General features: G+C 35.8%; 23 protein-coding genes. 7 read left to right on the top strand and 16 right to left on the bottom strand.

The genetic code is table 11. The annotated features are described in order from the left end of the window. Window positions 1–6 precede the first annotated feature (6 nt). The 11 genes from NR125_RS25330 to lgt all read right to left on the bottom strand — a co-directional run bounded on the left by NR125_RS25330 (window position 7) and on the right by lgt (window position 12,376). Window positions 7–741, bottom strand: coding sequence for an urease accessory protein UreH domain-containing protein (locus tag NR125_RS25330; protein WP_071158617.1), 735 nt, complete (start codon window positions 739–741; stop codon window positions 7–9). 333 nt (window positions 742–1,074) lie between these two features. Next, window positions 1,075–2,235 (bottom strand): stage II sporulation protein P, encoded by a 1,161-nt coding sequence (spoIIP, locus tag NR125_RS25325; RefSeq protein WP_256816376.1) that lies wholly within the window; start codon window positions 2,233–2,235, stop codon window positions 1,075–1,077. Between the two features lie 192 nt (window positions 2,236–2,427). Further along, window positions 2,428–2,757, bottom strand: a complete 330-nt coding sequence (locus tag NR125_RS25320; RefSeq protein WP_019380870.1) for a four-helix bundle copper-binding protein — start codon at window positions 2,755–2,757, stop codon at window positions 2,428–2,430. Between the two features lie 115 nt (window positions 2,758–2,872). Next, complete coding sequence (locus tag NR125_RS25315; protein ID WP_071158613.1) at window positions 2,873–3,493, bottom strand: class I SAM-dependent methyltransferase; 621 nt, start codon at window positions 3,491–3,493, stop codon at window positions 2,873–2,875. A gap of 299 nt (window positions 3,494–3,792) precedes the next feature. Continuing rightward, window positions 3,793–4,278 carry a YdhK family protein gene (locus tag NR125_RS30240; protein ID WP_071158827.1) on the bottom strand — a complete coding sequence of 162 codons (486 nt, stop codon included), beginning with the start codon at window positions 4,276–4,278 and terminating at the stop codon, window positions 3,793–3,795. A 640-nt stretch (window positions 4,279–4,918) separates the two neighbouring features. Continuing rightward, window positions 4,919–5,893 (bottom strand): metal ABC transporter substrate-binding protein, encoded by a 975-nt coding sequence (locus NR125_RS25305; RefSeq protein WP_071158611.1) that lies wholly within the window; start codon window positions 5,891–5,893, stop codon window positions 4,919–4,921. Window positions 5,894–6,026: 133 nt separating this feature from the next. Next, window positions 6,027–7,982, bottom strand: coding sequence for a lipoteichoic acid synthase (ltaS, locus tag NR125_RS25300; RefSeq protein ID WP_071158609.1), 1,956 nt, complete (start codon window positions 7,980–7,982; stop codon window positions 6,027–6,029). Between the two features lie 45 nt (window positions 7,983–8,027). Next, a complete protein-coding gene (locus NR125_RS25295) occupies window positions 8,028–8,822 on the bottom strand; it encodes a C39 family peptidase (protein WP_254786603.1) in 795 nt (264 codons plus the stop codon). A 53-nt stretch (window positions 8,823–8,875) separates the two neighbouring features. Beyond that, complete coding sequence (locus tag NR125_RS25290; RefSeq protein WP_254786602.1) at window positions 8,876–9,508, bottom strand: ferric reductase-like transmembrane domain-containing protein; 633 nt, start codon at window positions 9,506–9,508, stop codon at window positions 8,876–8,878. 257 nt (window positions 9,509–9,765) lie between these two features. Beyond that, a complete protein-coding gene (locus tag NR125_RS25285) occupies window positions 9,766–11,223 on the bottom strand; it encodes a UDP-N-acetylmuramoyl-L-alanyl-D-glutamate--2,6-diaminopimelate ligase (RefSeq protein WP_256816370.1) in 1,458 nt (485 codons plus the stop codon). 343 nt (window positions 11,224–11,566) lie between these two features. Further along, a complete protein-coding gene (gene lgt / locus NR125_RS25280) occupies window positions 11,567–12,376 on the bottom strand; it encodes a prolipoprotein diacylglyceryl transferase (RefSeq protein ID WP_071158601.1) in 810 nt (269 codons plus the stop codon). Between the two features lie 338 nt (window positions 12,377–12,714). On the opposite strand from lgt, the gene NR125_RS25275 reads away from it, so the two are divergent. The 3 genes from NR125_RS25275 (at window position 12,715) to NR125_RS25265 (ending at window position 15,638) form a co-directional block, all read left to right on the top strand. After that, complete coding sequence (locus NR125_RS25275) at window positions 12,715–12,987, top strand: metal-sensing transcriptional repressor (RefSeq protein ID WP_035332159.1); 273 nt, start codon at window positions 12,715–12,717, stop codon at window positions 12,985–12,987. A gap of 12 nt (window positions 12,988–12,999) precedes the next feature. Continuing rightward, complete coding sequence (locus tag NR125_RS25270; RefSeq protein WP_071158599.1) at window positions 13,000–14,385, top strand: MATE family efflux transporter; 1,386 nt, start codon at window positions 13,000–13,002, stop codon at window positions 14,383–14,385. Window positions 14,386–15,149: 764 nt separating this feature from the next. Further along, on the top strand, window positions 15,150–15,638 hold the full coding sequence (locus NR125_RS25265; protein WP_256816361.1) for an SRPBCC family protein: 489 nt from the start codon (window positions 15,150–15,152) through the stop codon (window positions 15,636–15,638). A gap of 153 nt (window positions 15,639–15,791) precedes the next feature. Here the strand turns inward: NR125_RS25265 and NR125_RS25260 are convergent, their stop codons facing one another. Both NR125_RS25260 and NR125_RS25255 read right to left on the bottom strand, forming a co-directional pair. Beyond that, the gene (locus tag NR125_RS25260; RefSeq protein ID WP_071158589.1) at window positions 15,792–16,919 is read right to left on the bottom strand and encodes a YncE family protein; all 1,128 of its coding nucleotides are present in this window, start codon (window positions 16,917–16,919) and stop codon (window positions 15,792–15,794) included. 556 nt (window positions 16,920–17,475) lie between these two features. Further along, window positions 17,476–17,628: a hypothetical protein gene (locus NR125_RS25255; protein WP_175502209.1), complete on the bottom strand. Its 153-nt coding sequence runs from the start codon at window positions 17,626–17,628 to the stop codon at window positions 17,476–17,478. Window positions 17,629–17,849: 221 nt separating this feature from the next. On the opposite strand from NR125_RS25255, the gene NR125_RS25250 reads away from it, so the two are divergent. Then, window positions 17,850–19,487: a multicopper oxidase family protein gene (locus tag NR125_RS25250; protein WP_071158587.1), complete on the top strand. Its 1,638-nt coding sequence runs from the start codon at window positions 17,850–17,852 to the stop codon at window positions 19,485–19,487. Between the two features lie 92 nt (window positions 19,488–19,579). Beyond that, on the top strand, window positions 19,580–19,750 hold the full coding sequence (locus tag NR125_RS25245; RefSeq protein WP_035333196.1) for a DUF2759 domain-containing protein: 171 nt from the start codon (window positions 19,580–19,582) through the stop codon (window positions 19,748–19,750). A 213-nt stretch (window positions 19,751–19,963) separates the two neighbouring features. On the opposite strand, the gene NR125_RS25240 is transcribed toward NR125_RS25245, so the two are convergent. The 3 genes from NR125_RS25240 to NR125_RS25230 all read right to left on the bottom strand — a co-directional run bounded on the left by NR125_RS25240 (window position 19,964) and on the right by NR125_RS25230 (window position 23,628). After that, window positions 19,964–21,403, bottom strand: a complete 1,440-nt coding sequence (locus NR125_RS25240; protein WP_256816357.1) for an MATE family efflux transporter — start codon at window positions 21,401–21,403, stop codon at window positions 19,964–19,966. 111 nt (window positions 21,404–21,514) lie between these two features. Further along, the gene (locus tag NR125_RS25235; RefSeq protein ID WP_244671328.1) at window positions 21,515–22,276 is read right to left on the bottom strand and encodes a hypothetical protein; all 762 of its coding nucleotides are present in this window, start codon (window positions 22,274–22,276) and stop codon (window positions 21,515–21,517) included. A 374-nt stretch (window positions 22,277–22,650) separates the two neighbouring features. Then, window positions 22,651–23,628: a F510_1955 family glycosylhydrolase gene (locus NR125_RS25230; RefSeq protein ID WP_071158581.1), complete on the bottom strand. Its 978-nt coding sequence runs from the start codon at window positions 23,626–23,628 to the stop codon at window positions 22,651–22,653. Between the two features lie 664 nt (window positions 23,629–24,292). On the opposite strand from NR125_RS25230, the gene NR125_RS25225 reads away from it, so the two are divergent. Together NR125_RS25225 and NR125_RS25220 are read left to right on the top strand one after the other, a co-directional pair. Continuing rightward, the gene (locus NR125_RS25225) at window positions 24,293–24,976 is read left to right on the top strand and encodes a response regulator transcription factor (protein ID WP_083390536.1); all 684 of its coding nucleotides are present in this window, start codon (window positions 24,293–24,295) and stop codon (window positions 24,974–24,976) included. Window positions 24,977–24,997: 21 nt separating this feature from the next. Further along, window positions 24,998–25,318, top strand: coding sequence for an AbrB/MazE/SpoVT family DNA-binding domain-containing protein (locus tag NR125_RS25220; RefSeq protein WP_035333201.1), 321 nt, complete (start codon window positions 24,998–25,000; stop codon window positions 25,316–25,318). Window positions 25,319–25,582: the final 264 nt, after the last annotated feature.

Below are 25,582 nucleotides of genomic sequence, written 5' to 3'. Positions count from 1 at the left end.
ATTCTATTAAAGACTCCAGTACGTAATGGTATCAAGTACCCCAATTATAAGCATTATGATACCTGTAATTTTTTGAACAATAGCCCCTATTCTTCTCCCCTTTTTCAAAAACTTCCCTCCTAGCTCTAGATACCAAATCAGAAATACAGAAATAATTAGAGGAAGAGAAGTCCCTATTGCAAAGATTGGAGGCAATATCATCCCATAATTTACTGAGAGTGCCATTGGCATCAGAGTGACAAAGAATAACACAAACATTGTAGGACAAAAACCAAGGCTAAAACTAACTCCCATAAAGAAGGCTCCAATTCTCCCTTCCTTTTGAAAGCTCTTAAAAAAATCCCCTAGTGATATTGATTTCCTGAATTTAATGAACCCCAGTAAGAATAAACCGATCAAAATAAACATTGGTCCAATAATTCTCCTTATCCAAGGAAAATAAACGGTCAAAGAAGTCTTAATTTCACTGCCGAATATCCAAACTAATAAACCAAAACCAGAAAATACAGCTATTTTACCCAACGTAAAATACAAAACTTCTTTCCAAGCGATATTTTTTTGTATAGACCTGCTTCCATATAATGTAATGGCCCCCAAATTCCCGGTGAATTGACAGGGTGCCAATGCCCCTACAAGTCCCAATATAAAAGCTGATATTATGGGAATGTCTTTAGTGCTCAAACCAATATTAATTAAAGGCTGGCTAAAAAAGTTGCTTATTATGCTGAAAAATTCATACATTTTTAATACCCCTATTCTTGTATGACAATGCCAAATCCATTTGCTGAAAAAAATGAAAATCCTATTTTGTTCACTCATTATTCATAACATTTAATTATGAAGATTTTATGAAGAAACACAATATTTAAGGTATTTATAGAAAAAGGAAAAGTAACCTCCTGTGTCTTTAAACGAATTTTATTTTTACTAATAGAGTGGGGGGTTATGTGTTGAAAAAAATATCGTAATATAATTAAAAAAGCCGATCTTTGAATGTTCAAAAATCAGCTTCAATCTTTCTAAAAGAAATGTGTAGATGAAAAAATGCAGCCTATCAGCAGTTAAGGATATAAATCATCCTTCATTTCCGCTTACTTCCTCAGCGTCCCAATAATATTCACTGAAAATCTCCGCAAACGCTTCAATAGAATGATCAAGTTCAGTGTTGTTATTTTCTACTCCCCCAAACTCAAGCAGCATGGACTGGCTGGAAAGGTCTTGGTTATAAACTCCGTTCCCATCGTCTTTTGTTTTAATAAATACACCTCTGCTAATCCCTGGATACTTTTCTTCTAGTTTTTTGTTTAATTCTTTAGCTAATGCAAGGTTCCTTTCGTAGTTTATATTTTCCTTCCCGACTATAAAAAATAATCTTGCAAATGGCTTACCGTTTATCATAGTAGTTGTTAGTTTCTTTGGCTGGGAGTCTCTGTGAATATCAATAAGATAATTAATGGAAGAGTTTTGGGCCATTACCTCTTTTACTGTTTCTCTTGATAGAGCATAAGAATAATTATAATTCCAATTTTTCTTTTTCAATTCTTCTGTAACATTAGATGTACTATGATTTGCTCCTATCCCTCGTTTCATTAATTCTTCTTTCAGCTTTTTACCCACGGCTATAATATTTTTACTTTCATTTAAACTTACAGCTTCATTAGCCGTTTTTTTTCCGGGAAGTAAAGGCAAAAAGGCCTCCCAGCTGTGTGAATGATAAATATACGCAACATCTTTTCCGGTTTTAGGGATTGGTGAAGCTCCCTTTTCTTCTGTACCTTTTGGTTGATCTTGGTCTTTTTCTGCCTGCTCTTTCTCTTTCAACAGCATCTCCAACGGTGGAGCTGATTCAATAGGCAACGTGGTAAGGTCTGTTCCGAGACCTGCAATGGCAATTTCGGTGTTAAAAGTAGAGAATCCAGGTATTTCTCTGCCCAGAAAAGTCCGAATGTCTTCTGGCCAAATATTTGTAAAGGTGTGAAATACAACTTGGGAAATGGAGGGCTCTTCTTCTTCCTTAATACTTGATTTTAGCGGACCTATTTCAGTAGACATTAGCCTTAGAAAGAAATTAGTATGCACTTTTTCACTAGTAGCTGTTATTATGGAAGAATTTAATCTTTCTTTTAAATCAAGAAAGTTTATAAAAAATGAAATACTAAAAATCAAGAAAAATAGGGATAAATAAATCCAGTGAACTCGTATAAACAAAATAGATGTATTCTTCTTTTCTTTCATTTGTACCCCTCAGTTCTATTTATTCTGTTTTCTACTCAGAATATATGAACAGAAGAAGGATAATAGAATAGAATCTAGGAAGAACTTTTAGATCTAATAGAGTTTGTATTTTTTCACTGTGATGAGCGGGCTTTTCATTTTGATTTCAATTCATACAAACAAAAACAGGCACCTCAGGTGCCTGTTTATTGCTTATTGTACCATTTGACGGCAAGCATCTGCGCATTTAAAGCAAGCATCTGCACATTTTTGACAATGTTCATGTTGATGTTTCTTGCATTCGTTTCCACATGCTTCACAAATTTCGGCACATAATTGACATATCTGTTTTATAAAGGGGCTATTGGATTGCATCGATTTTGTAGCAAAAGCACAAATATCAGCACAATCACGATCCATCCGGATACAGTCTACCATCATTTTCAAATCATCCTCGCGAAGGCATGCATCATAACAAATATTGCAGGCCTCTATACATTCAAGACATGCCTGAATGCATTGTTCATAGGTTTGGCTATACATAGGATCATCCTTTCCAATATTCTAATTCATTAAATAGATTCCCCCTACTTTAAGAAAATAAACTGCATAAAAAATGCATAATTTTGCATAGCCTCATTCAACAAAGTACTTGTATTTAATTATTTGGCCCTAAAGTAAGTTTTCGGACAACCGTACCCATTAATGGAATATTATCTACTATAACTAGTCCTGATAGATCTATATTATGTAGTGTATCCCGGTTAATATTGGCTCCCCAAAGCCTAACTGTTAATGGATTAAGCGCGTCCATTAACACTCCTGCAAGAGGGCTGCTGCTTCTCATATGCTCAATCATAAAAATCTCTCCTTCAGGCTTACATACTCTTTTAAGTTCCTTTAACCCTTTTACCGGATCAGGAACAGAGCAAAACACACAGGTTGAAACGATAGAGTCGAAAGTATTGTCAGGGAATGGAAGGACCTGGATATCAGCATTCATCAAATTCACTTTAAAATCTACTTGTAATTTTTTTTTCTTCTTCCTTGCTAAGTTGAGCATTCCTTCACTAAAATCTACGCCAGTTAAGGAATTAATATCTTTTGGATAATATGTAAGGTTTATTCCTGTTCCGATCCCTACCTCCAGAATGTCTCCTCTGACATTGGCCAATAGACTATTTCTCCATTCATCCTTAATCATCTTATCCATCCAGTCATAGAGAAGAGAGATTCTGTCATATCTTTGTATGATCACTTCATTTCTTGAAATATCCATTTCTTCACACCTATCTTTTTGAGATTAGTTTCTCAAAAAAGTATGGATTTTTAATGGATTTGAAGTCTCCATTGTAGCAGGAAATGATTAGGGGGTTTTCGGGTTATAAAAACGGTTGATCTCCTTACAAAGATTAGGAGTCTGCCTGTACTTTGTGATCCTCAAAGAATTATTTGTAAACCGATAGATATCCTTTTTAAAGAATTCACTATTATCTCTATTAAAAAAGCCGAATATATACAAGAGAAAAGGCTTGTATACATTGGCTTTGCTAATATGCTTTAAATATCTAATAACTTCTACTCAATTGGTGCTAGTTCACTTTCAATGATCCATTTGTGATTATCTACTTTTTCGCTGGTTGTGGTCGTAAAGTCAAGCATATAGACATTAGTTTCGGCCGCTGATTCAATGACCGCTTTTGCTCCGTCCATACCTTCCATATGATCTGCAATAAGGGTAACTTCTGTACCAGGTTTAAGAGACTCTTCCCCAGCGTTTTCAATTTCCTCATGGATGACCCATTTATGATCTTTTACCGGCTCTTCTCCAGTCGTAGGAAAATACGTAACAGAGTAAGCAGTAGTCTCATATGCTCCTGCAATGGTTGCTAGCGCACCTTTCATGCCTGGCATATGATCTGCTTCAATTATGGCCTGACTGCCGATTTCAAAAGCTGGATTCTCAGCTTCTTCAAGTTTATCAGGAACGTCACCTGAACTTGACATTGTCTCAGCAAAATGAACTTCAATTGTTTCTTTGATTTCTAAAGCATTAAGGCGCACTTCATTAAGCAGTCCTTCGATCTCTTCCGAGGAAACATTTGGTTTGTCTGTATTTTTAGTTATGGCCTCTAAATGCTTTTCCGTAGCGTTTAAACGATTAAGTAGATCATCAATTTCTTCTTTATATTCCTTGTATCTCTCTACCTCTTCAGCAGATAAAGGGGGTTCTTCAAGGGATGCTCTAATTCCCTTTATCTTAACGATAATAGCATTCACTTTTTTGTCTATTTTAGCTAGATTTTTCTCAAAGTTCGATTCAGCTTTAACTTGTGCACTGTTTTGCATTTTGACTCCCATATTGTGGGCATCTGCAGAAACTCCCCCAGCTGAAAAAACGATTCCGAGCGATGCCAAACCTAATCCTGATATTTTTAAAATTTTGTTGGTCATTGTCTTCCTCCTTTAAATTATTTGACATGGGTATATACCTCCTAAAGGGTTATTAAAACATTTGATGTTTCCCAAACCAAATTAAGAGAAGCTACAATGTTACATTATTATTTACTATTTGGTTACTAAGACTCCACAATTATTGACTTAACAAAGAGAAAGCAGCCGCTGCAAATTAATACATGTTTTTATCCATTACAAAAATGGAACTAATTAGAAAGGGCTTTATTCAAAGCTGGTTTGATATCCTTTACTTATTATTTAATGCTTGTTTTAAGGTTTCAATATTTTTATTCATTAAGCTTATATAGTCTTCATTATTTTGAATATCTTCTTCTGTTAATGATTCTAAATTATGAAGAGTCAGAGTTTCTGCACCGAGTTCTCTTTTTATCACCTCAGCAACCCGATTCTCGACATTTTGCTCGAATAGGATATAATTTAATTCAGCATTTTCAGCGGTCTTAATGATTTCTTCGAGCTGTTTTTGAGAAGGTTCAGCACTAGGAGAAAGGCCGCTAATTCCTATTTGCTTTAAGCCATATGCATCTTCCCAATAACCGTATGCAGAATGGGCGACGATGAAGGTTTTATTTTGTGATTCGTTGACCATGCTTTCAAAGTTAGAATCTACTGTTTCTAAGTTATTTTTGAGAGCCTGGAAGTTCTTTTCAAAGTAATCTTGCTGGCTAGGATCAATTTTGATTAATGCATTCTTTATATTTCCCGCAAGCTGCACGGACCTGCCTGGGTCAAGCCAAACATGAGGATCAACATCATCTCCTTCTTCACCAGCATGCTCCTCATTATTTTCCTCTTCATGTTGTGCATCTTCAGAGGATTCTGAAGCACCAATTAAAGGAATTCCTTCTGATGCTTTTACAATGGCTGTATCTTCATTTTTCACGGCATTAATGACCGCATCGGCAAACCCTTCTATTCCGGTTCCTAAATAGATAAATGCATCCCCCTCTGCTATTTTGACCATGGTTTTAGTTGTAGGTTCAAAGGAATGAGCATCCGATCCTGCAGGAACAATATTTTCCACTTGTACTAACTCCCCTCCAATTTTTTCAACAAAATCCTTGAGCGGAAAAATTGTTGTGTAAATTTTTATCTTCTCATCATCTGTTTGAATGTTTTTGTCCTCTTGAGTTGCTTTACTGCATCCCCCAAGGACTAAAATGCCGATGGCAAACAGTATTAGCCAAATTGATTTATACAAAGTGCTTCCTCCTATGATGTTAAATAGTAACCGTTACGATTTGTATTCTATAAAAAAGTAACTAAAAAGACAATATACCTTCTAAAATATGCAGAAAATATGAATAAAAAAGGGGGGTATCCCCCCCTGAATTCTATTTCTGCTCCTGAGTCCAATCTTCATTGTAATGCTCGGCTTTTGTATAATCCAATTTTGTTTTAGCTGGAGTTTTAATACCGCTAAGTTTGTGGAAACGAAGCAAATCTCCATATACCACCTTATCAGATAACTCTAATTCGTTTTTAACAATCTCTGAGTATTTTTGATATGGTGTCGCATCCTCTACAATTTGCCCTGTATCGTTCTCATAAATTTTACCTTTAACGGATGTCACTTTATCCGTAATGTAATCGCCATTTCTAAATGCGACTATTTCATCTCTATTTTTAGATAATAAGTCTGTTCCAAAGGCAACCTGATGTGTTGTGTCAACACCGAGTAAATTTAATACTGTTGGCCGCACATCAACTTCTCCCCCATATGTTTCATTAACAAAACCCTTCAGGCCTGGAGCGTATATAAATAGAGGCACTCTCTGAAGTTGAGCTTGTTCAAAGTTATTTATGTCCCTGTTTAAAACATTCGACATTGCTTTTTTGCGGTTTTCAGAAATTCCATAATGATCTCCGTACATTACAACCATTGTGTTTTTATCAAGACCAGAAATCTTTAGATCTTCAAAAAACTGCTTTAGTGCTTCATCTAAATATCGGGCCGTCTGGAAATAACCATCAACTGTTTCATCACCAGTTTGTGCAGGGGCTATCGACTGATCTTCTTCGTCAATCAAATATGGAAAATGATTAGAAAGCGTAATTAATTTGGTGTAAAACGGCTGAGGAATGGATTGTAAATAAGGAATTGTTTCTTTAAAAAACGGTTTATCTTCTAGACCGTAGTTAATAACATTTTCCTCTCGCATATTATAATAAGTGGCATCATAAAACATATCGTATCCTAAAGACTTGTACATTTCTTCCCGGTTCCAAAACGACTTGTAGTTTCCATGGAAAACAGCAGAATAGTAGCCCTTGTCTTTTAAGATAGCCGGTAATCCCTGAAACGTATTTTGTGCTTTAGTCGTAAATACAGAACCTTGAGGAAGGGGATACAAAGAGTTTTCCATTAGGAACTCGGCGTCAGACGTTTTGCCCTGTGCTGTTTGATGAAAGAAATTCGGAAAATAGATTGTATTCGGATCTTTTGCCAATGAATTTAAGAATGGCGTAACCTCTTCTCCATGAAGCTTATATCCGATAAGAAAGTTCTGAAAAGATTCCATCGAAATGTAAATGACATTCATCCCTTTGGCTGCACCAAAATAATCCGGATTTTTCTCTGTATTCTTTGATAATGTGTAATTTTCAACTGTTGTAATATCACTGCTGTCAGCCATAACTCTTTGGGCAGAAGACCTAGCGTTTTGGACAATATCATATATGGCAAAGTTAAATGCTCCAAGATACTTTACAAGGTAATTCCTATCAAAACTTCTAGTCAGCAATTGTGGCCTATCCGCTTCAGCAAGCCCAACATTTATTCCAAGTATCAATAGCCCCACTAAATATAACTTACCTAAAGATCTTCTCGGTAATCTGTCAGGCATTTTCAGTCTCTTTGAAAGAATAAGGGCAAACAACAAAATGGTATCAGAGAAATAGAATATATCTGTTGGCTCTAAAAGAGCAACTGCACTCCCTCCAACTTTTCCAAAATTTTGTGTCTGAAAAAGAACCGGAATTGTAATAAAGTCGTTAAAGAATCGATAATAAGCAACATTAGCATATAAGAAGAAAGTTAGCACAAAATTGATGGCCAGCAGCATCCAATGCTGTTTTCTTCCTTTAAATAATAGAGCAATTCCCAGGAATAATAATGCTGAACTAACGGGGTTGAGCACTAGTAGAAACTGTTGCATCCCATTATTTACTCCAAGATTAAATTCGGTTTTATAAATTAGATATGTTTTTATCCAGAAGAGTAAAACTGCAAAATAAAATAGGCCTAGCCTCTTGTTTAATAGTGATTTTACAAGATTAACACCATTCATATTAACACTCCTAACATTAAAAAATTTTTTCGTAGTTTAATATATTCATTTTAAAACTCTTTTAGGAATGAAGGTCACTGCCTGACTCCCCATTTGCTTCCAGGCTTTAAGAAAGTCTTCTTTGTTCATAGACTTATTTTTCATCCCCGTTATAGGGTCGTTAAAAAATATATTTTTTTCATCATATCCAGTTATCAGGACCGAGTGTTCTTTATAGGTAATATCTATTTCTCCAGCAGGTGTTTTCCATTTTTCAAATGCTGTTTTGGGCAATTCCCTATAAGTTGTATTTGTTATAATCCAGACTGGAGTGTCCAATGAAAGAAAAACCATAAGCTCGGAAAACTCTCTTCCTGTTAAATCAATAATTTGTCCAGGCATATACTTTTCAGCTAATTCCTTTATTGGTTTATGGTATACTCCTAATCCGGGATTATCATATGAATACATATCCCCAATAAAGCCATCATTTGGATGTCCCCAAAAAATATGGCCTCCTTCTTTCTTTAGAGGAACAGCATTCTTTTTAATTTCTTTTGCAAGAGTCATTTTATCAGTGTCAATGCCACTGTATTGCAGCAGCATTGCAAGGCTTGTCACCTCGCATCCTCTTGGAAGTTCGGGAAACTGCTTAATTACAGGCGCATCAAGAAGAACTTGATCTTTTATCTTTACAATTTTATTTGTATAATCATGCACCTCGCCAAGATCGCTGTAAACTTCTTTAGGAGCCTCTGAAACTAGCAAATTCAATAGTTTTGTGAGCTCTTCTTTCCCTAATATGAGAATTAACATAAGAGTTGCTGCAGCCAAACTGTTTAAAATTAAAAATAATTTCATCTTTATTTCCTCAGTTGTATTTTTCTCAAAATTCCGCATTCAAAACGACAGCCCTACTGTCTTCTTTTTTTGCTTTTAAATACCGTTTTAAAAAATCCAATCCACTGAATCACGAAAGCAACTGTCAACAGTCCTAGAAAAGGCTTTTGCACCCAATTGTAACTGCCTAATCTAAAAAAGAAGAGAAAGAATGCCGTGTGTAATACAACTAAAATATATAGAGTTCCGCTTTTTTGCTGCAGGTAGTCCCATCCCCTTTTGCCCAGTAATTCTATTGCTTTTTTATTTGAGATCAAAGCTAGTAAAAACAAATATAAAAGACCTATAGAACCTAACAGGTTTGCAAGAGTAAAGCCGGGATCAAATGTAAGCTGGCCTGTTTCTTGATTAACGCCAATTATTAATCTAATTGGTTCCCAGTAAAACCACCCTTGGAAAAGTACATATACATGCAGTAGAGCCAAAATGGAGCACCAAATCCCAAGCTCTCTTCTCCAAGATAAAAAGCGTACAAAGAGGTTACTTAGCCGGCTCAAAGGCCCAATCATAATGGTTATGAAAAGAAAAATGAGCGATACATCAGCAAATGCCCGGTTCCAAGAGTGCATATCACTCCATTCCGATCTACTTGTTAAGAAAATATATACTAAAAGTATAGTTACCGATCCAATAATTAAATGCCTCATTAGTAACCCCATGGATAACTATCCCTCTTTTCATTTTTCTTTACACTGCTAACAAGGTCATTTCCTTTTAATTGAAATAGGTCGCTGTGATAAAAGATAAAAAATATTATTACACATTAATATCAAGAAAATATGCAGTTAACAATAAAAAAGTACGAAAGTCCATTGTATAAACATGGGCTTTCGTACATTCAGTAAAATTTGTTTTTCTCTGAAATCAAATGGTGTTCTTGCTATTTTATCTTGGTAATCTTTATTTAAGCCTTAGATTTATTGTAATACTTTGAAAATAAATATTTAATTGTTCCAGCATCGTTATCGGTGGGAATTTCAAACTCTTGCTCATATGGTTCAGGCCCTTTGCCGGTTATCACTATGTGATCCCCTTTTTCTGAGTTTTTCCACGCATATTCAATAGCCCTTGTCCTATCTATAATCAAGTGGACATTCCTACTTTCAAGATATTTTACTGATTTTTCCAAATCGGTTACCATTAAATCTTTCGAAACTCCATTTAAATCATCAAACGTTAAAATAATCTCATCGCAATATTTAGCAGAAATGTCGAGCATATCTAGTCGCTTAGTCTTATCTTTGTTCCCTCTAAACCCAAAAATGTGAATAATCTTATTTTGTTTCATACTTTTAACAGTCTGTAAAATGTTGTCTAGACCATCAGGAGTATGCGCGTAATCTAAGATAAAATTAGCACCTCGATGTCGAATTTCTTCAAAACGTCCAGGAACACCAGGGAAATTTTCTACGGCATATATGATATTCTGGATTTTTACCCCTGCCCGCAATGTACATAGTATCGCACCAAGTGCGTTTTGTAAGTTATGTTTACCTGGCATAGGCATTTTGATCTCAAATATTTCATTTGATTCCTTTACTTTTATCTTTGAAATTCCAGCTTCCGTACATAATAACTGAAGGTCGTCGTTTTCCGAATTTCCATAAGAAAAGACAGTTTGTCTATTATTTTTAAGTTGATTCATTAATTTCATTCCCCAGGGACAGGATGAGTTAATGATTGCTTCGCCATTTTTTTTCAGAAGCTTGAATAGTTCTGCTTTTGTATTAAAATAATCATCCATATCTTGATGATAGTCTAAATGATCATGAGTAAGGTTGGTGAAAACCCCATAATTAAATTCCAAACCCTCTACCCTCTTCTGATGGAGACCATGTGATGAAACTTCCATCACTACAATCTTATCCGAGCTCATCCTCAGCATATTATTTAATTCTAGTATATCGGGTGTTGTTGCAGTAGACATAAGCTCGATTCCGTTTACAAAATTTGAGACAGTGCTAAAGAGTGAACAGGACTCCTTTGCAGTTTCGAAAATGTGTTTTACCATGTAAGCTGTTGTGGTTTTTCCATTTGTTCCTGTAATCCCAATCATGTTATGAATCAATGAAGGATCTCTATATAGTGTTTTTGCAAGTCTCCCAAGAGCTTTCCTTGTATCTTCTACTTTGATGTAAGGAACAGGTAGAGAATAATTGTTTTCTTCACCTATAACAGCGACCGCTCCTTTGGAGATGGCTTCATTTATAAAATTGTGACCATCATGCCTTAATCCTTTGATCGCAACAAAGATATCTCCTTTTTTTACATTTCTTGATTTGAATTGAATTTGAACTACTTCAATATCAGCTACATTTTCATTTGTCCCAGCAATAGATGAAATAAGATTTTTTAGCTTCATTTGATGCCTCCGCTAATTCGAAAATAAAGAAGCTGTCTGATTTCAGACAGCAAATATTTACAGGATAACTCTTAAGCAATATCATTTATCAATTTTCTTCTTTTTTATATTTTTTGTGTTATAACCTCGAGTTCCATTATGTGTATCCTCGGATTTTAACTCTGATAAGGCTAGTAATAAGGAGTACTGTTAAATCTAAAAGGTAATTTTTTTACATACCTCAATTCTACCCATACACCTTATACATAAACTCCACAAAAACTGCATAATTGGTAGTGTTGTAAGCAATAACAGAATCAAATCTTCACCAACAATGGCTTCTTGTTAGTGCTTTGCTGATTAATTAACCCCCCGCATAGCTATTATTTGTTTTCCCAAACTTTCGTCTAAAAACAATCATAACTGCTGCACCTATAATTAGGCTGAGGGACATAACTTGGGCTATTCTTAAAGATTCTGTTAGCATGAGGCTATCCGTTCTAAGCCCTTCTATAAAAAATCTGCCAATAGAATACCAAATAATGTATGAAAGAAAGACTTCTCCACGTCTTAAAGGAAGTTTCCTAATAACAATCAAAATGACAAAGCCTGCAATATTCCATAGAGACTCATATAAAAATGTAGGATGATAATAGGTACCTTCAATATACATTTGATTGATAATAAAGTCCGGTAAGAAAAGTCCTTCAAGGAAAGAACGGGTAACCTCCCCTCCATGCGCTTCCTGGTTCATAAAATTACCCCATCTACCAATTGCCTGGCCAAGAATTAGGCTCGGTGCAGCAATATCAGCAAGTTTCCAAAACGAAACACCTCTTTTTTTGGCAAAAACGATTGCTGTTATTACTGCACCTATTAATGCTCCATGGATAGCAATGCCGCCTTCCCATATTGCAAAAGTCTTGCTGGGATTATCAATATAATATTCCCACTTGAATACAACATAATATAATCTCGCACTCAGAATGGATATTGGAATCGCCCAAAGTAATAAATCCGCAAAAATATCTTTATCAAGTCCAAGTTTTCTTGATTCTCTTGTCGCAAGAAGCCATCCTAAAAACAAGCCTGTTCCAATTATTAGTCCATACCAATAGACAGTAATCGGTCCAAGTTCAAAGGCTATGCGATCAATTGCCTCAATTTTTTCCATTGGGTTATCACCTCTTCTTTTTATTGTAATTAGCAGTTTAACTAGCAAATATCGAGAAAATATGCACAAATGATAAATTATTTAATAAAAATCTGTAACAAACAAAGCTTCAAATTTTAATAAATTTATTTAATTTTAAAACCTCATAAAAACATAATCCCATTCTATATAGGTCCTGTCCCCTTAGTTTAATTAAAAATCGATCTTTATTATCTTCTGTACAGATTTATAGTAATCCTGATGAAAAACACCTTAGAACATTAAGATAATTGAAAATTTAGAATTTATATACTTTATTTATCCCCCCTGGGGGGTTATACTTGTTTTGAGGTGATAAGATGAAATATGATCATCACAAGCAGAGAAAGAATGTTGTGAATCGATTAGCGAAAATTGAGGGACACGTACGTTCTGTTAAGGAAATGGCTGCCAGTGGGCGGGACTGTGGAGACTTAATGATCCAAATTGCAGCTATCCGTTCAGCCCTTAACAGCTGCGGAAAAGTAATTTTAAAAGATCATTTGGAAGGCTGTGTGGTTGAGGCGGTTAAAGAGGGAGATGATACTGTTATCGAAAAATTAAATGAAGCCATTGATAAATATATTCGGTAAGGAGAGGTTAGAATGGTTCAAACCCTAAGGTCGGATGAATCGAATAGCCAAATTCTTAAAACCATCCTCTTCTTAGCCATGCCAGCAGTTATCGAGAATTTTTTTCAAACCATTCTCGGCTTCGTTGATACTTTATTTGTTTCTAAACTAGGGTTGATTGAAGTTTCTGCTGTCGGTATTACGAATGCAATCCTGGCTGTATATTTTGCCGTCTTTATGTCAATTGGTGTTGCGGCAAATGTTTTAATTGCCAAATTTCAAGGTGCTGGAGATAAGGAAAAAGCGAAAGAAATCGGTGATCAGTCCATTATTCTTGCTATTATTTTAGGAGTAATATTTGGATTGATTTCCTTTTTCCTGGCTGAACCTCTACTCCGTTTAATGGAAGTCGAGAACAGTGTATTAAAGCCAGCTGCTATCTACTTTCAAATTGTAGCAACACCTTCCATTTTCATTTCATTAATGTTTGTAATGGGGAGCATTTTACGGGGCAATGGTGATACAAAGACACCCATGAAAATTAGCATATATATGAACCTCATTCATATCGTTCTTGACTACATCCTTATATTTGGCTTTTTCATTATTCCAGCTCTTGGATTGGAAGGTGCAGCTTATGCGACCATTATTTCGAGGATATTAGGTGTCATCGGACTCTCTTTTTATCTATTAAAATACAATACTATATCAGCCAACCCTTTAAACTGGAAAATAAATAAACAGATACTATGGAACCTTATTACCTTGGGTTCGCCAGCAGCTGGAGAGAGATTAGTCATGAGAATTGGGCAGGTGCTATATTTTGGAATAATCGTAGCCTTAGGCACTAATACTTTCGCAGCTCATCAAATTGCTGGAAACATCGAAATTTTTTCGTATATGATCGGCTATGGATTTGCCGCCGCAGCCACCACTTTGGTTAGTCAAAGGCTTGGTGCAAATGACATTCATGGTGCGAAAAGATATGCAAACCTCTCAATTCTTTCAGGCACTGTGTTTATGACAATCTTTGGTGGCAACTTGTTTATATTAGGAGAATGGGCAGCATACTTCTTTACCGATGATTATAAAGTTGTTCAACAAATAAAACTAGCCCTTCAAATTGATGCTTTTATTCAACCTGCTTTAGCAGTGGTATTAATTTTAACTGGCGTATATCAAGCAGCAGAAAATACAAAGTTTCCGATGTACTCGACTGCAATTGGCATCTGGATTATCCGAACAGCTGGTGTTTATATATTGGGTGTACATTTTGGCTTAGGCATAGCAGGAGTTTGGATTGCGATTGGCTTAGATAATGTATATAGAGCGATTTGGCTAGGAATCAACTATCAGAACAGCAGCTGGTTAAAATACATGAAAATTGATGAGTCATCCAAAGGGATAAAAAGCTCCTGATTGTTTTTTAATAAGCAAATATTTGTGAGGCTAGAGGTGGTCTCCTTTTAGTTTTGTTTAGATGGAGATGAATGAAAACCAACAATAATCAACCAATACTACCAATCCAGCAACGGGTCTTCAACTCTTGTGATAACAATAATTATTGAAAAGGATGAAATCTTTATTATCTATCCCAGAAATAGCATCAATTAAGATAGCAAAAAAAAATTTAGTGCTCCATATACCACATAAATAAATATTCCCTGGGATCATTTAGAACATATTTCAGTAGCAAAATTTGCTCTGACTTTACCTCCATTAATAGAACCTGAAAGTATCTAGTACATTCAGGCAACTTAATCCTATTTCTTCTGAAGGCAAAGCAAAAACATCCAACCTTGTAAAAAACCAAAATAAAAATGAAAAAAGCTTGAATAATGCCTAGCACTAAACTTTACTCTACTTTTCACACTGTCTCATTTTTTAATTATATACGGATCAACTTCCTGAATTCTTCAATTAACTTTCCAGTTTATCTAAATAGAACTGCAATATTTCTCAAGGGGCCAATTATAAATAAAGTGGAGACGTTAATTCCTGTGAATTTTGTATTCACCCTCTCAGTATTTCTGAAAAGCATTACTAGGGTAGTGAATTAAAGAAAGATAGAAGTGTTGGAAAACAGGGTAGGTTTTAAGAGATCTAACAATTAATCATTTTTAAATTTTCTTAATAATGTTACTATTTGTATTGTAATATTTTTACAATGGAGGGTGATTCTTTTGAAAACTGAAACAAATGATATCGCTATTATTAAGGAGGTAACAATTAATGCACCATTAAATCTAGTATGGTACGCTTGGACAATCTCTGAAAGAGTTTCTGAATGGTTTGCACCTGAAGCGGTAGTAGATGCTAAGGAAGGTGGCAATTACGAACTTTATTTCATACCTGGAAATAGTACGGGTATGAATACGAAGGGCTGCAAAATCACTAAACTTAACAATGAAAGCGAACTGCATTTCACATGGAAAGCGCCAGACCAATTCGAAACACTAATGAACAATGAAAATGACCTAACAACAGTTAATGTAAGTTTCAAATCAATTAATGAAAGTTCTACAAAAGTGATTATAAAGCATACTGGATTTAAAGATAATGAGGACTGGATTGAAGCTATTAACTGGCACCAAATGGCATGGTCAGGTGTACTTGATAGTTTAAAATCTGCTCTTGAAAAGGGCAAAGGTAATTTATGCTGTCAACCGTAAACTACAATCTACTAAAATATAAATAATTTTAGAATGAGACAAACCCCAGTTTCTATTTTTGAATCTGGGGTCTATCACATAATTCAGCTATTCTAATAAAATTTATAGACAATTGTCTCGGTTTTTTGTATTTATATAGTGATGACAAATGAATTAATTTGTAATGCTTATTCCATTCGGTACTCCTTCTACTTCAATTGTTTTAATGACTTTATTCTGTTCTTTATCGATGATGCTGACCGTATCTTCAAACATATTCGTCACATACACCCTCTTGTTGTCCGGACTTGTTACCACTCCATGCGAACCTTTTCCGGTTTTGATTTCAGTAATTATTTTCTTTGCAGCCAGATCTATAACTGTAACACTGCTGGAAGGAGCTTCTTCTGTTCCCTGGTTTGCAACATAGGCAAATTGATCTTTCTCATCAATATATACTTGTGCCGGACCAGACCCCACTGGAATTTTATCAACCTTATCAGTATCCAAATCAACCACAGCAAGAGCATTTTCTCCATTTAATGTAACGACAAGCGTTTTTCCATCAGAAGTAACACCTGTCGTTACAGGAGATGTTCCCACTTTGATTCGGTTTTCTTCCTTCATGGTTTCAAGGTTAACAACACTTACTGTGTCTTCACCCATATTGGCAATATAAGCTCTCTTGCTATCTGATGAAATTCTAAATCCATGTGGTCCTTTCCCTGTCTCCACTGTATTAATTACAGTAAAACTCGGTATTTCAATGACAGTCACATTATTGTCTTCATTGTTTGTTACTGCAGCATATTTCCCATCCTCTGAAAAAACAATGTGGGCAGGGTGGTTGCCAACTTCGACTACCTGCATTAGTTCATCGTTTTCTATGCTGTAAAAAACTGCTTTTGCACCCATTTCCATTTCTTCTCCGTGACCATCATCTTCTCCACCGTGCCCTTCCATACTAGGAACCACCGTTGCCCCAATCATTTTTCCATCTGGTGAAACCTGCACATTATGAACCGAACCATCTACTTCTATTGTCGATATAATTGAATTATTAACTGCTTCAATTTTAGAGATACTTCCTCCCTCGTTTGCGGTGAAATAATATTGGACAGCTGTCTTCTCATCGGCCTCTTCTTTATTCTCATCATCTTCCCGTTCCTTGGTTTCTACTTGAGATACAGGTTCTTTTTCACTCTTTTTATCTTCCCCAGCATTACTTGCTGAACTGCATCCTGCCAGTATCACTCCTAAAAGCAAAAGAAAAATAAATACACTCTTTTTTACATTACTCATGATTTGTTCCTCCTTATCGAATTTAAGGAAAGCATAATAACTAAAAAAGAATACAAAAGTGATTTTTTTCACTATGGCAAGTTTATTTTCAAAAAGTCTAACAATCTCTTGAACTCCATAAAATATTCATATTTGAAATGTACGATAAGAATTTTCAACGCAAAAAAATGAACAGACTAAATTGTTGTCTGTTCATTAGGCAATATTAGTTTTTTTATCTGAAAAATAAACGAATTAATCCTATCAATCCCACAATCAAAGACCAAATTATTAAAAATATACCGGTTGGTATTCTATTTTTTCTAATTTTCCACTTCTTATTTGAACAGCACGACATATGACATCACTCCGTTCATCCTTTTGATTTTTCCCTTTTATTGGGCTAGGAATGGCTATATACACATTACTGTCTTGGATCTACGTTTTGAAAACATCCAGTGGTCCTGACATTAATACCAAATTCATCATACTTTCCTCCGTGACAGGGGCAGTAAAGTGTAATTCCTTCTTTCATAATGGATTCTTCTGCATTTCCTGCAATACATTCATTTCCAGTTCACTGATTGGCCCTAAGCTGGCCATCGTATTCATATCCACCCTTTCCCTGTCGATACACTGTCAACCTAAGAGGAAGAACTGAAATGGCACATACACCAGCTGTTCTTTTTAACTTTTTTGAAATAAATGTTCGTCTGATCCATTTAATCATTCTCGCACCCTCCCCTATTTAGGATTTAAGTTAACACTATTTTTTGCAGAAATTTCTATGATCCTCAGAAAGAGCCTGCAAAGAAATATGAATTATTTGTTAACTAAATGCCAACTGTCGATTGCATTAAATAAAAATTTCATATAAAGAATTTTTTATCCATAGTTTCTGCACTTATTTATATTATGATTTGTTTAAATAATAACAGGAGGTATTCAGTCATGAAACTTAAACTGCTTGCTATATTACTTTTTTCTATCTTATTTCTTGCTGCCTGTTCTAATAGCGGCATGAGTGGAATGGACCATGGGAACATGGACATGGAAGAAGAAAATAATACAGATGAAAAAGAAAAGATCGAGGGGTTACAAACTACAAATGCCACAGAAACACTGACAGGAAATGAAATAAACATTGTTGCAAAAAAAGGCAAACATCAACTGAATGAGAGTGTAAGTGTGGATGCACTGACATTCAATGGGTCTGTTCCCGGTTCCCAAATTCGAGTAAAACAAGGAGAAAAAGTAAAAATAAAGCTTAAAAATGAACTTGATGAACCTGTGTCCATACACTGGCATGGAATTAGGGTTCCAAATGAAATGGACGGTATACCAGGTGTAACACAAAATGCGGTACAGCCAGGTAAATCCTTCACATATGAATTCACCCCGGAGGATCCTGGAACATATATGTACCATACCCACCAGAATGCTGTTGAGCAAATGGATAAAGGTCTTTACGGTTCTTTTATTGTAGAACCAAAAGAGAAGACATATGATCGCGACTATACCCTAATGCTTGATGAGTGGATGAGCAAGCCTGAAGAGGGTGAATCAAGCATGGAAGGTATGGATCACAGTAACATGGGTTCAGAAGAAGACAGCGATAAAGAGGCTGATTCAGAGGATTCAAGTATGAGCGGCATGGATCACGGCAGTATGGAGTCAGATAGCAATGACAGCATGAATGGAATGGGCGAAATGGGCCATGACATGAGCGCCTACGATATCTTTTCAATAAATGGAAAAAGCGGCGACAGCATTGAGCCTTTAAAAGTAAAAGAAGGAGAAAAAGTCAGAATTCGCCTTGTCAATGTAGGGTATATGTCTCATAAGATCCATCTGCATGGCCATGATTTTAAAGTGGCAGCCATCGACGGGCAAGAACTAAAGCAACCAAAAGAAATCAAAGATCAAGTTATCTCAATAGCACCAGGGGAGCGATATGACATTGAGTTTACTGCGGACAACCCTGGCGAATGGTTCATAGAGTGCCATGGTGACATGGAAGGCACAAGTGGAATGAAGACAAAAATTCAATATGAAAACTCTTCTAATTCAACAGATAAATCTAATCAGTCCGAAGAACTTCCAGAGTTCACGTTTGTTAATTATGGCCCTTCTAAACAAGGGGAATTTTCACTGGATCAGAAATTTGATGTTGAATATAAAATGGATCTGAATACTGCCATGAATGGCAGTGATATGGCCTATACGATTAACGGCGAAACATTTCCTGAAACAGATAATATAAATGTTAAGGAAGGTGATCTCGTTAAGGTGACATTGACTAATAATTCTATGATGGATGATCACCCTATGCACCTCCATGGTCACTTCTTCCAGGTCCTTAGCAAGAATGGAAAACCTGTAGAAGGCTCTCCGATAATAAAGGATACCATTAACTTAAAACCGGGTGATGTATATGTTGTTGCGTTTAAAGCTGATAACCCCGGAAATTGGCTGTTTCACTGTCATGATCTTCACCATGCCACAGCTGGAATGGTAAATATGGTTAAGTACGACGGATTTAAGCCAAGTTTTACCCCTGATCCAAATGCTAACAATAAACCAGAGTAGTAATAATACTACCGCTAGACATAGAGAAGCGGCCTTAATAAAGGTCGCTTTTTTTTGAGAGGTTAATAAATCATAAGAAAGGAGTGTTTTCGATGGGCATTGTAATAATATTTGGACTAGTCGCTTTGCTTGCTGGTTTTGGGACAATTAGTGCATTGAAAAACAAAAATTTCCTAGGTGTGCTATTTGGATTAGGCAGCTTCCTTGTTTTTGGCTGGTTTGCTGTAATGACTTTTATAAATTCCGGATATCCTGCTATGTAAATGCAGGAGAATTGAGGCAATAATCATTTTACTCGTTTGTTGAAAAAGAATTGCTGCTTTTTATTAATTTTTATGTTTAATCCATAATTCATGCAAACCTTTAATATATAATAAAGATCCCCCCTAATTATTATAGAAATGAAAAAGGACCTTTTTTGGTCCTTTTTCAGTAAAAAAGCAAACTGATTCTTAACTTTGGTACACAGCAATAATTTAATAGTTGTTTACACAAGACGACATCGTTTCCTTTGTTGTCTGCGGATGGCATTCAGATTCTGCCTCCGGTGCTTTTTCGAGAGCCATCCACTTTCCTCTTTGGAACTGAATAACGAGTACAACTGCCCTAAACGCAATATCAATTCCGATGGCAATCCAGACACCTGCTAAACCCCAGCCTAGCTTTATGCCTAATAAAAAGACAAGGAGTGTACGCACCGCCCACATTCCAATGGCGGTGAGGGACATTGGGAATTTTGTATTATTTGCACCTTGGAATGCCCCTGTTAATACCATAAGCACAGCTAAAAAGGGTTGAAAAACGCCCGATATCTTTAAAGCTGTTCCTATGTTTCTGACTACCTCCTGATCTTCTGTAAAGAACCTTCCCGCCCATTCACCAAGGAAGAATAGCATAGCCCCCAGAACAGACATTGATGCTAAAGTTAAGATGGTTGTAAGTTTGGCATATCTCCTCGCTTCATCAAGGTTACCTGCCCCGACTTGCTGTCCAACCAGTATCGTAGCTGCCGTTGCGAACCCATAACCAATCATATAAGAAAAGACTTCAATATTTCCTGCAATTTGGTGGGCTGCAAAGGCATTTGTTCCGAGTGCAACAACAAAGCCGAAATAGACGATCTGGCCAGCACGCATAACTAACCGTTCACCCGCTGCTGGAGCCCCAAGTGTCGTCAACTCCATTAAATGCACTTTATCTAGTTTCCAATAGTCCATGCGAAAAGCGAGAACCTTGGACCGGTTTAAGTAATAAATTAGCGCTATGCTTCCAATAACACGGGCAAATACAGTAGAAAGGGCAGCTCCCACAATTCCCATTTCTGGAATAAATAAAATGCCGAATATCAAGACGTAATCTAATACCGCATTCACAATATTAACTATGATGCTGATTTTCATTGGCGTTTTTGTATCTCCTGCCCCTCTAAGTATGGCACTCAATACAAACATTAAGGACATGAATATAGATGGAATGCCTACTATTCGAAAATAAAGTGAACCAGCATCTAATACATTAGACTCTATTCCCATAAGCTTCAGCAATGGCTCAGCAAAAAAAAGGGTAATAACTCCCGTTAACAAGCCAAACAGGATGGCTAGAACTAGAGATTGCTGGGAAATATGCCTTGCCTTTTCCGGCAAGTTTGCTCCAAGAAAATTGGCAATCCTAACGTTCGCTGCCACCCCAATTGCCATGAAAAGAGCAAAATAAATAGCGAGCACTGCATTGGTAACTCCTACAGCGGACACTTCCACCAAGCCTAATTTTGAGACAAAGTAGGTGTCAACAAACCCAAGGATGGTTTGAAAGAAATTTTCGATTACAGCGGGAATGGCCAGGGTAGTAATAATTTTTAATCTATCTTTATTTGACTGAATATTTTTCAGTTTTGCATCTACAATTTGTTCTTTCAATAATCTTCCCTCCTATTCTGAGAAGGCCGTAAATAATATAGAGTTACCTTTAAATAAATAGGGCACACTCAATAAGTGTGCCCTATTTATAACTTAGGCTATTTATATTATTTACTTACCCGGAACATTTATTACAAATGGAACCGTATAAAGCTTGCCAATATATTTAAACTGTCCCCAAATTTTATATTTGCCTGAAATAGGGAATGTAGTCATATATTCAACATCCGGCCCTTTAGCTGCCTCATCTTTTGGGTGGACGTGGAGAAACTCGTCCATTTTTTCACTTACAATAACTACATGTCCTGCTGATCCAAGATAAGGTTCCAAATCCGTAATTTTGTTGCCTTTGCTGTCCGTAACAGTAAATGTCATCAGTACATGCTGTTTTACGGCCAAATTATCAAATTTCAACTCAAACATTAAATCATCTACTTGCTTTTTTAACTCTTTATCAAAATTAACTGCATCATCCTGCTCCTCGCCTTCTACTATTAGATCATACTTGGCAAGTTGCTGAGCAGAACCTTCTGGAAGAAAATCAGCAAATATTTTATATTTCCCTGCTTTTGGAAAGGTGGTCTTCACATTAAACTTACCTTCCCCATCATAATTGGGATGTAGATGCTGAAAAATACTTAGATCGTGACTTATTATAAGTATGTGCATCTGTTTTTCATGTACAGCTGAGAAGGAAATAATATTCTTTCCGTTCTTTTTGACTGATAAAAAAATTTCGGATTCTTGTTTAGGTTTAATAGTAGCAGGACTGACATTCCATTCAGTTTGTATTTCTTCTACGATATTAGATGGTACCCCATGGATATGAGATTCATGTCCATGTGTACCATGATTCGTTTCCTGATTCATCATTTCACCTCAAAATAGTTATATTATCTAATCTTCAATACAGTTTTACCACTACATTTTTTTAATAAACTCCACAAAAAATGCATATTTAGCAATAAAATTTTTGGATAGCATTAAAATAATTTAGGCTACACAAAAAAACATCATCTAAAACTATGCAGATAAATTACAAATGCATAAGAAAAAATAGAAACGGGGAGGAAGAGTTTAAGAAGATCTTAATAGAGATTCATAGCTGATGGGGCTAAGAGACTTCATTATGTTCTAAAGCAAATTGAAGAGCATGAAGAAGCAGTGATATAAGGACAGTTCGAGGTGAATAATAGCTGTTTAAAAAGCAAAAAAGATCGAAGCACCCTTCGATCTTTAAAATTAATTTATTTAATTTTGCCTGCTTCTACAATGGCATTCCAGTTATTAGCGCCATCAGTTGTATAATATATGTCTCCATTAAATGAAACAAACGTCATTTCCTGATCATTATTCGGGTTTTGAGCTAAATACATAACTGCATCTTCATTCATTTTAGGCAATGCTATTTCCTCTTCTGTTTCATCAGACAGAGAAACCTTTGTCAGCTTAGATGTACCATCGTAAGTCCCGTAGATTAAGCTGTCATTTGTAAAAAAGACAGATGTGCCTTGTCCGCTTTTCGAGATTCGTTCAAAGGTTTTACCTTTATCCTTTGACAGGTATATACCTTGCTGACCGGATGCAGCCAAATAATCAGCTTTTTGGGGATGTACAGCGATACTGAGCAATGTATCATCAAGGCCATTTGCGGATACTTCCTTCCATGTCTTTGCGTTATCTTCGCTGAGATAAAACTTTCCTGTTTCCATGATGGAATTTTTCTGTGGGTTCATTAGGAAAATCACCTGATTTTCATACCCTACTCCCATTAGATGGAAGTCTGTTTCACCTTCAACAGCTAGCTCCTGAAGTGTTTTTCCATCATCCGTACTCTTTTGTATTCCTAATGGATTTGGAAGGTTTGAATCCTGTCCAGGGTGCCCACTCGTATAAAAGCCGTCTTTTGTTGCATTAAAGCCCATATAGTCATTGTTTTCTTCCTTAGTTTTATACCATTTCCCTCCATCGTAAACCTTTAATCCATCATGAGCTGCATAAAAGGGCTTGCCTTGATTTCCAGAATAGCCCACCCCGTGGATGTGATCAATTTTCCCATCAAAGACTTCAAAAAAACTATTGGATATTGCCGCTTCCCCGCTTCCCTGTTCATCAGTTTGGGCTTCTGATTGTTTGATATCCTTGTTATTTTTTTCTTCAGCCTGGCCACATGCGGCAAGGCTAAAGGTTAATCCTAGTACTGCTAATAATAATGACTTTTTCATAGATCTCACTCCTGCTTCCAATTATAGGATCATTTCAGGAAGAGAACAAACTAAATATGACACTTGGCTAGGACAATCAGAGTCATTTCTCCTAAATATTCTATAGAAACCACGTGCCTCTCAAGTTTTTCATTTTCTATACTCTTCTTCAAACGATCACATTAAGTTTACAACAAAAATATGCACTTAATGTGCAGAAAAGACACAAGGTAATCCGTAAGTTAATTATTGCTTAAGTGAGAATCCTGCTAGATGAAATTTAAAATTGAAAAAAACTTTATTATACAAAATAATCGATTAACCTGTCTAATTTAATGATAAGGTTACAAGAATTTATTAGAAAAAGAACAAAGCTGGGACTTTACCAATCGATTGAGTCTATAATTTTTAACTGTTTTCTCAGTATATACATACCGTCAAGCCATGTTTTATTTTATACCCATTAGTTCTCTTCAAAAGTTTCCTCCTTATCTTGTTTTGCTCCTTTGTTATCTATGACTTTAATTAAGCAATTACTTCCACATAGATTGAATGCATACTGATTTCAATTTCCTAGTATAGAAAATACCTAAGAATTTTTTTGGAAGATAATAATAATGCAAAATTTCTTCATATTTTTTTGTAAAGTAACTTTAAGGATATTACCAAATGAGGAGCAACTGTAATGACTAAGATCATGATTATTGATGAAGATCAAGGAGTAGTTAACTATTTAGGAAATCTTCTCTCACCATACTATCAATGTGTGCATTCTCACTCTATCAAGCACGTATTGACATGCCTAACTTTGGAAAATGTATCGCTAGTGATTTTAGAGATTTCATTATCTGATATAGATGGTTGGACAGTCTGCAAAGAGATTCGAAAAAATTCTAATGTTCCAATCATAATATTGACAGCCAACAAAGAAAAACAAGATATACTTAATGGATTTAAGCTAGGAGCGGATGATTATATTATCAAACCTTTTAATGAGGAAGAACTGTTAGCAAGAGTGGAGGCTTTAATAAGAAGAACTACAACTCCCAAGAAGACTGGCCTTTCCTCCCATGGGTTAATGTACGACGAAAGCGGATTTGATCTTACTTATAACGGTAATTCAATCCCGTTAACCCCGAAGGAATTTGCCCTTTTAGGAACAATGCTAAAAAAACCCAACTATGTGTTTTCCCGTGAAGCACTGCTAAAAAGTATCTGGGAGAATAATGACCAGACAGATAACAGGACGATTGACTCGCATATAAGAAATATCCGAGAGAAGTTAAGGCAGTCTGATTATCCCGTTGATCATCATTTAGTTACAGTTTGGGGGACAGGATATAAATGGAATACCAGCGGAAATTTATAGAATAGAAAGGATGAAGATTCCTTGTATATTAAAAAGTTATCAAAAAATGGCCAAATCTCAGTTCCATTAGCACTAAAGAAAAAATTGTGTGTAAATGATGGAGAATATGTATATATATATATGGAGGCAGGGCGCTTATTGATTAGTAAACATCACGAAGATGTTCATTTAAATAAAGTAATTTATAGGAACGGGAAGTTCTCTATTCCAACTGAACTGAGAAGAATGTTAAAAATATATTCAAATTCCCTTTTATCTTTAGAAGCTCATTCAAAAAAAGGTTCTATTTCAATTACAAATTTAGATTATATTGAAGATCAAGGTCAGCTAAGGAATTATTAGTAATAATTATAATTAAATCTTTCACTAAATATATAAGTTCAATATCAGGGAGCTGTTCAGCTCCCTTCAGTTTGTAGACAAATAGAGTTCGGAATAGTCTCATTCCGAACTCTTTTTTTGATTTTTTGTAGGACTTCAAGTAATTACAGAGAATTGCAGACCTCTCCGAGGTTATCATTTAGGCCATTTCTGGACCTTGCCAAGTCCAGTTGGCCATTTTCTTCAAATTCATGGCAGCGAAAGTAAGCATCGCCTGCATCGACA

This window comes from Cytobacillus sp. Bac17 (assembly GCF_024519925.1).
GTDB classification, from domain to species: domain Bacteria; phylum Bacillota; class Bacilli; order Bacillales; family Cytobacillaceae; genus Cytobacillus; species Cytobacillus pseudoceanisediminis.
Note: the sequence above shows the minus strand (reverse complement) of the source record. Positions and strands in the feature narration are given on the sequence as shown.